9 protein-coding genes are annotated in these 14,552 nt (G+C 56.1%); 5 read left to right on the plus strand and 4 right to left on the minus strand.

Annotated features, from left to right (window positions below; genetic code table 11):
* Nucleotides 1–31: 31 nt before the first annotated feature.
* The 3 genes from diaA to H0S68_RS21700 all read left to right on the plus strand — a co-directional run bounded on the left by diaA (nucleotide 32) and on the right by H0S68_RS21700 (nucleotide 2,886).
* Entirely contained in the window at nucleotides 32–622 is a 591-nt protein-coding gene (gene diaA, locus H0S68_RS21690; RefSeq protein ID WP_020831820.1) for a DnaA initiator-associating protein DiaA, read from the plus strand.
* A gap of 9 nt (nucleotides 623–631) precedes the next feature.
* On the plus strand, nucleotides 632–1,207 hold the full coding sequence (gene dolP / locus H0S68_RS21695; protein WP_020831822.1) for a division/outer membrane stress-associated lipid-binding lipoprotein: 576 nt from the start codon (nucleotides 632–634) through the stop codon (nucleotides 1,205–1,207).
* A 116-nt stretch (nucleotides 1,208–1,323) separates the two neighbouring features.
* Nucleotides 1,324–2,886, plus strand: a complete 1,563-nt coding sequence (locus H0S68_RS21700; protein ID WP_217331603.1) for a S10 family peptidase — start codon at nucleotides 1,324–1,326, stop codon at nucleotides 2,884–2,886.
* Nucleotides 2,887–2,943: 57 nt separating this feature from the next.
* Here H0S68_RS21700 and mtgA read toward each other — a convergent pair whose 3' ends face one another.
* From mtgA to H0S68_RS21720, 4 genes are all read right to left on the minus strand, one after another.
* Entirely contained in the window at nucleotides 2,944–3,675 is a 732-nt protein-coding gene (gene mtgA / locus H0S68_RS21705) for a monofunctional biosynthetic peptidoglycan transglycosylase (RefSeq protein WP_020831828.1), read from the minus strand.
* Nucleotides 3,672–4,325 carry an isoprenoid biosynthesis glyoxalase ElbB gene (elbB, locus tag H0S68_RS21710; RefSeq protein ID WP_400826820.1) on the minus strand — a complete coding sequence of 218 codons (654 nt, stop codon included), beginning with the start codon at nucleotides 4,323–4,325 and terminating at the stop codon, nucleotides 3,672–3,674. The genes mtgA and elbB overlap by 4 nt, the downstream gene beginning before the upstream one ends.
* A gap of 237 nt (nucleotides 4,326–4,562) precedes the next feature.
* The gene (gene arcB, locus H0S68_RS21715; protein WP_046372558.1) at nucleotides 4,563–6,902 is read right to left on the minus strand and encodes an aerobic respiration two-component sensor histidine kinase ArcB; all 2,340 of its coding nucleotides are present in this window, start codon (nucleotides 6,900–6,902) and stop codon (nucleotides 4,563–4,565) included.
* Between the two features lie 104 nt (nucleotides 6,903–7,006).
* A complete protein-coding gene (locus H0S68_RS21720; protein WP_201896431.1) occupies nucleotides 7,007–7,933 on the minus strand; it encodes a TIGR01212 family radical SAM protein in 927 nt (308 codons plus the stop codon).
* A gap of 695 nt (nucleotides 7,934–8,628) precedes the next feature.
* Between H0S68_RS21720 and gltB the strand changes: the two genes are divergently transcribed.
* Together gltB and H0S68_RS21730 are read left to right on the plus strand one after the other, a co-directional pair.
* Entirely contained in the window at nucleotides 8,629–13,089 is a 4,461-nt protein-coding gene (gene gltB, locus H0S68_RS21725) for a glutamate synthase large subunit (protein WP_176984406.1), read from the plus strand.
* A gap of 11 nt (nucleotides 13,090–13,100) precedes the next feature.
* Nucleotides 13,101–14,519: a glutamate synthase small subunit gene (locus H0S68_RS21730; protein WP_044553650.1), complete on the plus strand. Its 1,419-nt coding sequence runs from the start codon at nucleotides 13,101–13,103 to the stop codon at nucleotides 14,517–14,519.
* Nucleotides 14,520–14,552: the final 33 nt, after the last annotated feature.

Consider the following 14,552-nt stretch of genomic DNA (forward strand, 5'->3'; position numbering starts at 1 on the left):
CCGGCCCTTTGACTTAGTGGATTAATACAACGTGCTGGATAGAATTAAAGCCTGTTTTACCGAAAGCATCCAAACCCAGATTGCGGCGGCGGAAGCTTTGCCCGACGCCATCTCGCGTGCAGCAATGACGCTGGTTCAATCCTTACTTAACGGTAATAAAATTCTGTGCTGCGGTAACGGCACCTCGGCAGCCAATGCTCAGCATTTCGCCGCCAGCATGATCAACCGCTTTGAAACCGAGCGCCCAAGCCTGCCGGCCATTGCCCTGAATGCCGATAACGTGGTGCTGACCGCGATCACCAACGATCGCCTGCACGATGAAGTCTATGCCAAACAGGTTCGTGCGCTCGGACACGCCGGCGACGTACTGCTGGCAATTTCCACCCGCGGCAATAGCCGTGATATTGTGAAAGCGGTCGAAGCCGCCGTGACGCGTGACATGACGATTGTCGCACTTACCGGTTACGACGGTGGGGAACTGGCCGGCTTGCTCGGTCAGCAGGATGTCGAGATCCGCATCCCTTCCCACCGCAGTGCACGCATTCAGGAAATGCATATGCTGACTGTAAATTGCCTATGCGACCTGATAGATAATACGTTGTTTCCCCACCAGGACGATTAAGGAACTGAGATGAAGCTAAAAGCCACATTTGCAGTGCTGTCCAGCGCCCTGCTGTTACAAGGTTGTATTGCAGGCGTTGTTGTTGGCAGCGCCGCCGTCGCCACTAAAACGGCCACCGACCCACGCAGCGTGGGGACTCAGGTAGACGATGGGACGCTGGAAGCCCGGGTTGAAAATGCCCTGAGCAAAGATCAGCAGCTGAAAAAAGAGGCTCGGGTGGTCGCAACCGCCTATCAGGGTAAAGTCCTGCTGACTGGCCAATCGCCAAGCACCGATCTGGCGGCTCGTGCCAAGCAAATCGCCATGGGTGTTGAAGGCACCACCGAAGTGTATAACGAGATCCGTCAGGGAACGCCGGTTAGCCTGAGCACCGCCTCCTCCGATACCTGGATCACCACCAAGGTCCGTTCACAGCTGCTCACCAGCGATACGGTGAAGTCATCCAACGTGAAAGTGACCACTGAAAATGGCGAAGTGTTCTTGCTGGGCCTGGTCACCCAACAGGAAGGCCAGTCTGCGGCGCAGATCGCCAGCCAGGTGAGCGGCGTGAAACACGTCACCACCGCCTTCACCTTCGTTAAATGATCCTTCAGGCAAGGGGCCTTCCCCTTGCCGCTTTTCTGCACGCTCCCCGCTGTTGTACCCTGGTTTAATGAGTCGCGTTTAAAGTCATCTCTCACTTCATTACGGATAAAATTCAAATGGACAGAATTTTAATCGGTTTTCTCACTGCCGTTTCTTTATTCACCGCCGGAGTTTCCGCCGCCAATCCGCCACAGGAAGCGCCCCACGCCGAGCACGCCCCAGCCCCGATGGCCGATCAAACCGTTGCTACCGAAGGCGCGATCACGGTCAACCAGGTAAAAATCAATTATCAGGCGCAAACCGGGGTGCTGGAATTGAGTAAAGACGACCCGGAAGATCCCGTGACCGGCATGTTCTATGTCGCGTATTTCAAAAAGAATGGGAATAAGAACGAGAACAGGCCGATTACCTTTATCTACAACGGCGGGCCAGGCTCCGCCTCGCTTTGGCTGCATATGGGGGCACTCGGGCCTAAACGGGTTATCGCTACTCAGCCAGAGAAAACACAGCTGGCGCCTTACCAACTAACCGATAACCAATACAGCTTGCTCAACGTCAGCGATCTGGTATTTATCGATGCCCCCGGAACGGGTTACAGCCGCTTTTCCAGCAGTGCCGCCAGCCAACCGGAGAGAGCGCAGCAAAAATCACAGAGTGCCAGCAACGTTTATGGCGTCAACGGCGATGCTCAGGCTTTTTCTCAGTTTATCGTTCAGTTTCTAACGCATTACCAACGCTGGAACTCACCTAAATATTTATTGGGTGAAAGCTACGGCACTACCCGCTCGGTGGTATTGGCCGAGACGCTAAAAAATCAGAATATCGATCTTAACGGCATTATTCTGATGTCGCAGTTTCTGAACTATGACAACAATGTCGACGATCCCAATCAAAACCCCGGCGTCGATCAGCCTTACTACCTGGCACTCCCCACCTACGCGGCCAGCGCGTGGTATCACCAGCGGCTGCCGGACAAACACCAGAGCCTGCAAACCTTGTTAGACCAGGCCGAGAAGTTTGCACTGGGGACTTATGCCCAGGCATTGCTGCAAGGTGCCAATCTGCCTGAAAAAGATCGCCAAACGCTCGCCGAGCAACTTTACCAATTTACCGGTATTTCGACCGATTATTGGCTCAAGGCCAATCTGCGCCTGAGTGGGCCGGTTTTCGCCAAACAACTGTTGAGCGGCCAGGACGAGACCATTGGCAGAATCGATACCCGCTATCGTGGGCCATCGCTGGATAATATCGCCGAAACGTCCAATTACGATCCCAACATCAGTGCAATTACTTCCGCCTACGTCGCGCAATTCCACGATTATCTTGGCAAGACGCTGCATTTTAGCGCCGACCAAAACTATCGCGCATTTTCCGATGAGATCTATGACTGGAACATGTCCAGCAACAGCCGCGACAGATCGTTTAACGTGTTGCCGAGCCTGTCGCGGGTGATGAAAATGAATCCGGCAATGAGAGTGATGGTGATAGGCGGGGTTTACGATCTGGCCACGCCTTATTTCGTCGCCAAATATGAGATGAGCCATCTGCCCGTGTCGCCCAAGCTACGCGACAATATCCGTTTCTATTGGTATGACACCGGGCATATGCCGTACGTGGATGAACCGTCGCTCAAAAAGATGCATGCAGACCTGAGTGCGTTTATCAGTCAAAAACCCTGATACAAAATTCACTGCTAAAGAGACGGCTCCCCTGCCTAACGGTAGGGGAGCATCAGGTTAATCGAGCTTATTCTCTTTCAGGAAACCTTCCCCACCCAACTGGCGCATCTGGCGCATGATCCACTGCTGTCGCTGTATGACATAGCCGGAAGGCGCATTGGCCTTGAAGCGATGTGGATTGGGCAACACCGCCGCCAGCAGTGCGGCCTCCGATGCAGTCAGACGCTTGGCCGGTTTATTGAAGTAGCGCCGTGACGCTTCCTCTACGCCGAACACGCCGTCACCGAACTCCACGATATTCAGGTATACCGTCAGGATCCGACGCTTGGTCCACACCAGTTCGATGCCGGAGGTCAAACCGGCCTCTAACCCTTTGCGCAACCAACTGCGGCCGTCCCACAGGAACAGGTTCTTCGCGGTTTGCTGCGACAGCGTAGAAGCGCCACGAATGCGCGTGGGCCGACGTTCATTGTGGCTGAACGCCTTTTCTATCGCCGCCACGTCAAAACCCCAGTGATCCGGGAACTTCTGATCTTCCGCCGCCATCACCGCCAATGCCATCTGCGGGGAAATCTCGTCCATCGACACCCAGTCGGAGTGCGCCACATAGCCAAAATCGCCCCTCAGCCAGGCACCGATCTGCCGCTCGACCATCACCGCAGAAAAAGGCACCGGTAAAAAAGCAAATACCAGGATACCCAGCAGCCAGGCACCAACCACTGCGATCAATCCGCGTTTCAGCCAAAACCATGGCCGGGATAGCATCGATTTGCCCACAGATTTTCTCATTCAGCCAAATCCAGCACCCGTGAAACCAGCTTATCAATCCCGCGGGCGGCCTCACCGATCGATTTCGCCAACATATAGGCTGGCGTGGTCACCACTTTGTTATCAATATCCACCACGATATCGTCAACCGGGCAAATGACCGGCTCACCGCCCATGGCATCAATCACTTCACCGAGGTCAGGATCGTTGCCAATGGTCAGCCGCACTTGTTGATCCAGCAACTTTGGCAGCAGCGCCGGCGCGATGCACATAAAACCAATTGGTTTATTTGCCTTATGCATTTGTTGCGTTAGCTTCGCTAAATCTTTATCAATCCAGCATTCCGCCCCTTCGCTGGCAAAACTGCTGAGGTTCTTCGCAGCGCCAAACCCACCGGGAACAATCAGGGCGTCCAGTTGGTCGGCATCGGCCTGTGAAAGCGGCTGGATCTTGCCTCTCGCAATGCGTGCAGACTCCAGCAAAACATTGCGCGCCTCTGGCATTTCATCACCAGATAAGTGATTAATAACATGAAGTTGAGGTTTATCAGGCGCAAAGCACACCGCCTGTGCGCCTGCCCGGTCCAACGCCAGCAGCGTCAGGACGGCCTCATGGATCTCCGTACCGTCATAAACCCCGCAGCCACTCAGCACTACACCCACGTTTTTCATCACCCTTCCTCCTGTTGATACTGTCAACTGGTTAGTGCTCGGAGTAGTCAAACACTAATCTACATCACACATTTTAATGAATCTTCTAACAAGAGCGCTTACATTTGCTATGTTGTTGGCTGTATGATGTTTAGGAATTCTCTGCAACCTGCTCGACCAGAACACTAAATCCAATACGCAGGTTCACAATTTCCCTGGTGTTGGCGCAATATTCGCGCACCCCGGCCTAGGTCGGGGTCATTTTTTTTCAGCTTCCGCTACCCACGCCCGCAGTACCTGCACGTCGTTACGCCATTCCTGCTTCAGCTCATCCACCCAGTCCTGCACGTTATCCCACCACGCTGGCAACGTCGGGGTTTGAATTTGCTGTGCCAGCTGTTGCAAATGACGCAGACCCACCGAACCCGCTGCACCTTTAATTTTGTGCCCTTCTTCCGTAATGCCTTTCTGATCACGCGCGGTCATATTGGAATCCAACACCGCCAGATAGCCCGGCATCATTTGCTCAAACATCTCCAGGCTCTGATGGATCAACTGCGGCCCCACCAGGTCCATGTACTGTTCCAGCATGGTGGTATCCAGTAAAGACTCATTAATCTGCATCGTCTTTTGCTCCATTTTCTTTGTGGTGTGAGAGGGTTGATGATCCCAGTAATGTTTAATCACCTTGGTCAGCGCCGGCACCGACAGCGGCTTGCTCAGCACGTCGTCCATCCCCGCGTCGAGATACTCTTTTTTGTCTTTCAGCACGTTGGCAGTCAATGCAACCAGCGGCGGCAGCGCCTGCCCGGCATAGCGCTCTCGCAGCACCCGGGCGATATCCAGCCCGGTCATGTCCGGCAACTGGATATCCAGCAACACCAAATCGAACTCGTCCGGATCAAACATCGCCAGCGCATCCTTGCCGTTCATCGCTACTTCGACGCTGTTGCCCAGCTTCTCCAGCACCGAACGCGCCACAATCACGTTCAGCTCGATATCTTCGACCAGCAGAATATGCAGCGCCGGTAATGGCAAGGCCTCTTCCGCCTGCGTTTCACTTTCCGCTTCCTTCACCGCCGGCGCCTGGATGGTCAAAGTGAAGCAAGAACCGTGCCCTTGCACGCTGTTGACAGTGATATCGCCGCCCATGCTCTGCGCCAGGCGCTTGGAAACCGCCAGCCCAATGCCGGTGCCGGTCGCCGGACGGCCGCCGTGCTGGTCCTTGACCTGATAATACATGGCGAAGATTTTGTCCTGCTCATCCTTCGGAATCCCCATGCCGGAGTCTTCCACCTCAAACACCAACCGATCCTGCTCTTCGCGGCGTACGCGGACCACGATTTGCCCCTGCGGCGTGAACTTCACCGCATTGCCGATCAGGTTCCATAGGATCTGACGCAGGCGGGTACCGTCGGTGATGATTTGCTGCGGCAGCGGTTGCTGCGGCTCCATCACAAACTGCAGGCCTTTCGGCTGAGCCAACAGGCCGGAGAGGTTTTCCAGGTCCGCCAGGAAGCCGGTGAAATCTACCGGTTGATTGTCGAGCTGCACTTTGCGCCGCTCAAGCTTGTCCATCTCGATAATGTCGTTGAAGATATTGCCCAGGGTAATAGCGCTGACATGGATGGTTTTGAGGTATTTCAGCTGTTCGTCGTTTAACTCGGTATCGAGCAGAATGCGGCTCAGCCCGACAATGCCGTTAAGCGGCGTACGAAGCTCGTGGCTGATCGTGGAGATGAAGGTGGTCTTATCCCTGCTGGCATTCTCCAGCGCGTCCTGATAGCGCTTACGCTCGGTTATATCGCGGCCGAAGCCCATCAGCCCATGCCGTTTGCCAACGCGATCGTAAAACGGCACTTTGCGCAGCTCAAAACAGGCCTTGCGCCCGTCCGGATAAACCAGCCACTGTTCGTAGGTCAGCGAAACGTTGTGGCGGAACACTTTCTCATCCGTTTCTATCACCTTTTCGGCGATTTCCTGCCCGTAAACGTCATACGGTGTCAGGCCAATCAGCTGTTTTTCGCTTTTGCCGGTCAGCAGCTCCATCGCCCGGTTACAACCGGAGAATTCTTTGTCTTCGTTACGGTAATACACCAGATCCGGCGAGGCATCGAGGAAAGAACGCAACAGCGCCGACTGCTGGCCCAGTTCGATTTGCGCCAGTTCGCGCTGTTCCATTTCTTCCGTCAGCTTGTCCATCACCTGCTGGCGTTCTTCTTCCGCCTTGATACGATCGGCAATTTCCTGATTCAGCTGGCTGATGTTGTCCTTAAGCTGCTGGTTCAGCTCCAGATCGCGGTGGCGCATCTCTTCCAGCTTATCCACCAGCCGCGCCAGGCGCTGGCGTGATTCTTCAAGCTGTTCGACCACCACCGACAGAAAGTAGACTGCCCAGGGCGTAATCAACAGGCCGAAGAAGATTGAGCGCACCACGTCGATGCTTTCCACTTCGCCGCGCAGCAGCATGGTCACCGCCATCTGCACCACCATCGCCAGCACCACCAGCGCCGACGCCAGCAGCAGCGAAAAGCGTACCAGCCCCAGTTTTACCATTAAATCAACGTAGTACTGGGCTAACACCCGGATTTGCTTCATAGCCGCTCCCATCAGACAGAATCGTCTAAATCATACCGTAAAACACCGAGGAGATAAGGAAGCAAACGTCGAAGTGTGGGAAAGATTGCAAATCAAAACAGCGATCAAGGGCGATATTGCAGCTTTTCATCCAATCGGCTGCCCTGCCCGCCATGGCGTTGCAAATAGCCGCCGACCGCCTGCATGCCGTTCCAGCGGTTTTCGCACCATAACGGTGCCAACAGCGTCGGCCGACGCGCGCTGGCGGAAATACGGTGATATACCACCTCCTTCGGCGTGTGGCGGATCATCTCCCCGGCGCTGGCGGCATATGCCTCCAGCGACAGTTCAGGCAACCGGCCCGCCTGCCAGGCCCGCGCCAGCGTGCTGCCGGTCACGATGTGCAGCGGATGCAACTTAATGCCATCCACGCCGCTGTCCACCACCCGTTGTAACGTGGTCAGATGTTCGGCGGCGCTTTCCCCCGGCAGCCCAACAATCAGATGGCTACACACCTTCAGCCCGCGTTCGCGCGCCAGCCGGGCGGTGTGCTGATAACAGGAGAAATTGTGGCCGCGGTTAATGCGCTTTAGCGTTTTATCGTGCGCCGTCTGCAGCCCGAGTTCCAGCCACACTTCGTAGCCTTTTTCGCGGTAACTCGCCAGCAGATCCAGGGCGGCAGGTGGCACGCAGTCCGGCCGGGTTCCAACACAAATGCCGACCATATCCGCCTGTCCCAGCGCCTGGCGGTACATCTCCGCCAGCAGATTCACTTCTGCATAAGTACTGGTATAGGCCTGAAAATAGGCCAGGTAGCGTTTTGCGCGATTCACCCTGCCGGCCTGCAGCGCCAACTGTTCGGCGATGCTTTGATGCTGCATCTGTTCATCGGCAAAAGAAGCGACATTGCAGAAGGTACAGCCACCACGCCCCAACGTGCCGTCGCGATTCGGGCAACTGAACCCGCCGTGCAGGGTGAGTTTATGGATCTTTTCGCCGTATCGCCGCTGAAGGTCGGCACCAAACATATTGACTAATTGCGGCAACTGCATAATCTTGGAGGTCTCTGTGCTCAAAGCCCGTGATGCTAATAAAAAACGGCTTTTCCCGCGATGACAGAGATCAACGCTTTCTCCGCAAGGCCTCACCAAGCATAACTATTCATTATAAATGCAAATAAAATCATCTTGGCCGAGATGAATTTTTCTTATTTCCACGCAACCGTTAACGCCAGTATGACAAAGCGATGAAAAATAGTTGTAAAAAACAAAAAAGAATAAGTTATTAGAATAAAACTCTGACATTCCCACCCGCACTAGCATGGTGCAGAGATTCAGGCGTTGCACTATAGTGAGACAGCTCACATTTCTTCGGGTGACGACACTCCCCCATGCAAGCTTAAAAAACGCCAAAAAACAATTAATATCAAATAATTAAATACAGTTATTTCATTAAAAAACCCCCTTAGGCCTATATTTGACCTGCGTATTCTTTCTCGCTAAGTTGGAAGTCCGCTGGAAGCTTTCTGGACGGGCAAACGTCTCGTCATATTTATGCAGTAATTTAAGACTCCCTCTTAAAACAAGTCATTTACCACTTGTGAGCACCATCACGAGAGGCCATTGACGGAGGGCGGAAAAGCAGATCGGCGATATTCAGCTTGCTGATTGGACTTCTGCCTGACGTTGAGAAGCCCGCTCGTGAGTCGGTTGTGAGAGTCACGCAGAGCCTGGGGAGGTTCACTGATATGTTGTACGATAAATCCCAAGAGCGGGACAACTGTGGTTTCGGCCTGATCGCCCACATAGAAGGCGAACCTAGCCATAAGGTCGTGCGTACCGCGATTCACGCACTGGCCCGCATGCAGCACCGTGGCGCAATCCTTGCTGACGGCAAGACTGGCGACGGTTGCGGCCTGTTATTACAAAAGCCCGACCGCTTTTTCCGCATGGTGGCGGAAGAGCGCAGCTGGCGCTTAGCCAAGAACTACGCCGTTGGCATGATGTTCCTCAGCCAGAACGAAGAGGAAGCCCGTGCCAGCCGCCGCATTGTAGAAGAAGAGCTGCAGAACGAAACGCTGTCGGTTGTTGGCTGGCGTGAAGTGCCGACCAACCCGGACGTTTTGGGTGAAATTGCCCTCTCCTCCCTGCCGCGTATTGAACAGATTTTCGTTAACGCCCCGGCCGGTTGGCGCCCACGCGATATGGAACGCCGCCTGTTTATCGCGCGCCGCCGTATCGAGAAGCGCGTCCAGGACGACAGCTTCTATGTATGCAGCTTCTCGAATCTGGTGACGATCTATAAAGGCCTGTGCATGCCTGCGGATCTGCCTCGTTTCTATCTTGATTTGGCGGACCTGCGTCTGGAATCGGCCATCTGCCTGTTCCATCAGCGTTTTTCCACCAACACCGTGCCACGCTGGCCGCTGGCGCAGCCGTTCCGCTACCTGGCGCACAACGGCGAAATCAACACCATCACCGGCAACCGCCAATGGGCGCGCGCACGTACTTATAAATTCCAGACGCCGCTGATCCCGGATCTGCAAACGGCAGCGCCTTTCGTTAACGAAACCGGTTCCGACTCCAGCTCGCTGGATAACATGCTGGAGCTGTTGCTGGCAGGCGGTATGGACCTGATCCGCGCCATGCGCCTGCTGGTTCCGCCAGCCTGGCAGAACAACCCGGATATGGACACCGATCTGCGCGCCTTCTTCGACTTCAACTCGATGCACATGGAGCCGTGGGACGGCCCTGCCGGTATCGTGATGTCCGACGGCCGCTACGCCGCCTGTAACCTGGACCGTAACGGTCTGCGTCCGGCACGCTACGTCATCACCAAAGACAAGCTGATTACCTGTGCCTCTGAAGTCGGCATCTGGGATTACCAGCCGGATGAAGTGGTCGAGAAAGGCCGCGTGGGCCCTGGCGAGCTGATGGTGATCGATACCCGTAGCGGCAAGATCCTGCACTCTGCCGAAACCGACGACGATCTGAAAAGCCGCCACCCGTATAAAGAGTGGATGGAAAAGAACGTCAAGCGGCTGGTGCCGTTCGAAGACCTGCCGGCCGATCAGGTCGGCAGTCGTGAGCTTGACGATTCGCAGCTCGAGACTTACCAGAAACAGTTCGGCTACAGCAGCGAAGAACTGGATCAGGTGATCCGCGTACTGGGCGAGATTGGCCAGGAAGCTACCGGCTCAATGGGTGACGATACCCCGTTTGCCGTGCTGTCCAGCCGCCCACGCATCATCTATGACTATTTCCGTCAGCAGTTCGCGCAGGTGACCAACCCGCCTATCGATCCGCTGCGCGAAGCGCACGTCATGTCGCTGGCCACCAGCATCGGCCGCGAAATGAACGTGTTTTGCGAGGCCGAAGGCCAGGCGCACCGTTTAAGCTTTAAATCGCCGATCCTGCTGTATTCCGACTTCAAACAGCTCACTACGCTGGAAGGCGAATACTATCGGGCCGACACGCTCGATCTGACCTTTGATCCGGCGGAGCAGGATCTGGAGCAGACCATCCGTTCGCTGTGCGACGAAGCGGAACGTAAAGTCCGCGACGGCGCCGTGCTGCTGGTGCTGTCAGACCGCGCCATCACCCCCCAACGCCTGCCGGTGCCTGCGCCAATGGCCGTTGGTGCGATCCAGACCCGTCTGGTCGAGAAAAGCCTGCGCTGCGACGCCAACATCATTGTTGAAACCGCCAGTGCCCGTGACCCGCACCATTTTGCCGTGCTGTTAGGCTTTGGCGCGACGGCGGTCTACCCCTACCTGGCTTACGAAACGCTGGCCAAATTGGTAGATACCCAGGCAATCGACAAGAAATACCGTGAAGTGATGCTGAACTACCGTAACGGCATCAATAAAGGCTTGTACAAGATCATGTCCAAAATGGGCATCTCTACTATCGCCTCTTACCGCTGCGCTAAACTGTTCGAAGCCGTCGGCCTGCACCGCGATCTGTCCGATTTGTGTTTCCAGGGCGTGGTCAGCCGCATCGGCGGCGCCAGCTTTAGCGACATCCAACAGGATCTGCAGAACCTGTCCAAGCGTGCGTGGTTGAAACGTAAACCGCTGGAACAGGGCGGCCTGCTGAAGTTCGTCCACGACGGCGAGTACCATGCGTACAACCCTGACGTGGTGAGCACGTTGCAAACGGCAGTGCACAGCGGCAAATACAGCGACTATCAGGCTTACGCCAAGCTGGTGAACGAGCGCCCGGTGGCCATGCTGCGCGACCTGTTGGCCATCACGCCGAAGGGCACGCCAATTCCGGTTGATCAGGTTGAACCTGCTGAATCGCTGTTCAAACGTTTCGATACCGCAGCAATGTCCATCGGTGCCCTGAGCCCGGAAGCGCACGAGTCGTTGGCGATCGCCATGAACAGCCTCGGCGGTTTCTCCAACTCCGGCGAAGGCGGTGAAGATCCGGCCCGTTACGGCACCAACAAAGTGTCGCGCATCAAGCAGGTGGCATCCGGCCGTTTCGGCGTGACGCCGGCTTACCTGGTGAATGCCGATGTGATCCAAATTAAAGTGGCGCAAGGAGCCAAGCCGGGTGAAGGCGGCCAGTTGCCGGGGGATAAGGTTACCCCTTATATCGCCAAGCTGCGTTATTCGGTACCGGGCGTGACGCTGATTTCGCCGCCACCGCACCACGACATCTACTCGATTGAAGATCTGGCACAGCTGATTTTCGACCTGAAACAGGTCAACCCGAAGGCCATGATCTCGGTGAAGCTGGTTTCCGAACCGGGCGTGGGCACCATCGCCACCGGCGTGGCGAAAGCCTATGCCGATCTGATCACCATCGCCGGCTACGACGGCGGCACCGGCGCCAGCCCGCTGTCTTCAGTGAAATACGCCGGCTGTCCGTGGGAATTGGGCCTGGTGGAAACCCAGCAAGCGTTGGTGGCCAACGGCCTGCGCCATAAAATCCGCCTGCAGGTGGATGGTGGCCTGAAAACCGGTGTGGATATCGTGAAAGCGGCAATTTTGGGTGCGGAAAGCTTCGGCTTCGGCACCGGTCCAATGGTGGCGCTGGGTTGTAAGTACTTGCGTATCTGTCACCTGAACAACTGCGCTACCGGCGTGGCAACTCAGGATGAAAAACTGCGCCGCGATCATTACCACGGCCTGCCGGAACGCGTGACCAACTACTTCCAGTTTATCGCGCGCGAAACCCGCGAGATCATGGCGCAGTTAGGGGTTAGCCAACTGGTGGATCTGATTGGTCGTACCGATTTCCTGACCGAACTGGACGGTATCTCCGCCAAGCAGAACAAGCTGGATCTGTCGCCGTTGCTGAAAACCGCCACGCCGCATCCGGGCAAGGCGCTGCATTGCACCGAAAGCAGCAACCCGCCGTTCGACCAAGGGTTGATGAACAAGGATCTGCTGGCACAGGCGGAACCGCATATTGAAGCGAAAAGCAGCAAAGCCTTCTACTTCGATATCCGCAACACCGACCGTTCAGTGGGCGCTACCCTGTCCGGAGCCATCGCTACCGTGCACGGTGACCAGGGCATGGCGGCCGATCCGATCAAGGCCTACTTCTCCGGTACCGCCGGCCAGAGCTTCGGCGTATGGAATGCGGGCGGCGTAGAACTGACCCTGACCGGCGACGCCAACGACTACGTTGGCAAAGGCATGGCCGGGGGCCGTATCGCCGTGCGTCCACCGATTGGCTCCGCGTTCCGCAGTCATGAAGCCAGCATTATCGGCAACACCTGCCTGTACGGCGCTACCGGCGGCAAGCTGTTCGCTGCGGGCCGTGCGGGTGAACGCTTCGCCGTACGTAACTCCGGTGCCATCACCGTGGTAGAAGGCATCGGCGACAACGGTTGTGAATACATGACCGGCGGCATCGTCTGCGTGCTGGGTAAAACCGGCATCAACTTTGGTGCGGGCATGACCGGCGGCTTCGCCTACGTGCTGGATGAAGACGGCGAGTTCCGTAAACGTGTGAACCCAGAACTGGTGGAAGTGTTGGATGTCGACCAACTGGCAATTCATGAAGAGCACCTGCGCGGATTGATTACCGAGCACGTGCAGGCGACCGGTTCTTCGCGTGCGGAAGAGGTCCTGGCCAACTGGCCGGAATGGGCACCGAAGTTTGCTCTGGTCAAGCCGAAGTCCAGTGATGTCAAAGCATTGTTGGGTCACCGTAGTCGTTCCGCAGCCGAGCTGCGGGTTCAGGCGCAGTAAGAGGTCATTAAATGAGTCAGAATGTTTATCAATTTATCGACCTGCAGCGCGTTGATCCGCCAAAGAAACCGCTGAAGATCCGTAAAATTGAGTTTGTAGAGATTTACGAGCCGTTTTCGGAAACTCAGGCGAAAGCGCAGGCGGACCGCTGCCTGTCTTGCGGTAACCCTTATTGCGAATGGAAATGCCCGGTTCACAACTACATCCCGAACTGGCTGAAGCTGGCGAATGAAGGTCGCATCATGGAGGCGGCGGATCTGGCGCACCAGACCAACAGCCTGCCGGAAGTCTGCGGCCGCGTTTGCCCACAGGATCGCCTGTGTGAAGGCTCTTGTACTCTCAACGATGAGTTCGGTGCGGTGACCATCGGTAACATCGAGCGCTATATCAGCGACAAAGCGATCGAAATGGGCTGGAAGCCGGACATGTCCCATGTACTGCCTACCGGCAAACGGGTGGCGGTGATCGGTGCCGGTCCTGCCGGTCTGGCCTGTGCCGATGTGCTGACCCGCAACGGCGTGAAAGCGGTGGTTTACGATCGTCATCCCGAGATCGGTGGCCTGCTGACCTTCGGTATTCCGGCCTTCAAGCTGGAAAAAGAAGTGATGGTGAAGCGCCGTGGCATCTTCAGCGAGATGGGCATTGAATTCCAACTCAACACTGAAGTGGGCAAAGACATCGCCATGGAAACGCTGCTGAGTGAGTTTGACGCGGTGTTCCTCGGCGTCGGTACTTATCAGTCGATGCGTGGTGGTCTGGAGAATGAAGACGCGCCGGGAGTCTATGACGCATTGCCGTTCCTGATCGCCAACACCAAACAGCTGATGGGTTATCAAGCCGAGCAGCATGAACCGTATGTCAGCATGGAAGGCAAGCGCGTGGTGGTACTGGGCGGCGGTGATACCGCGATGGACTGCGTACGCACCTCTATCCGTCAGGGCGCCACCGAGGTTATCTGCGCCTACCGTCGTGATGAAGCCAACATGCCAGGCTCCAAGCGTGAAGTGAAAAACGCGCGTGAGGAAGGGGTTGATTTCAAATTCAACCTGCAGCCGCTGAGCATCGAACTGAACAGCGCCGGCCGCGTCGCCGGTGTGAAAATGGTTCGTACCCAGCTGGGCGCGCCAGATGCCAATGGTCGTCAGGTTGCAGAACAGGTGCCAGGCTCCGAGCACGTTATCGATGCCGATGCCGTGGTCATGGCGTTTGGTTTCCGTCCGCACCAGATGGACTGGCTGGCTGCCCACGACGTCGAGCTCGACAAGCAAGGTCGTATCGTAGCACCGGAAAGCACCGATAACGCCTTCCAGACCAGCAACCCGAAAATCTTCGCCGGTGGCGATGCGGTACGCGGTTCTGACCTGGTGGTGACGGCGATTGCCGAAGGACGTAAAGCCGCCGATGGCATCATGAGCTATCTGGAAGTGTAATTTTTCGCTGACTTCCCCCCAAGGGCCCGCAGC

The organism is Serratia sp. AXJ-M, assembly GCF_046531865.1.
In the GTDB taxonomy this organism is placed as follows: domain Bacteria; phylum Pseudomonadota; class Gammaproteobacteria; order Enterobacterales; family Enterobacteriaceae; genus Serratia; species Serratia liquefaciens.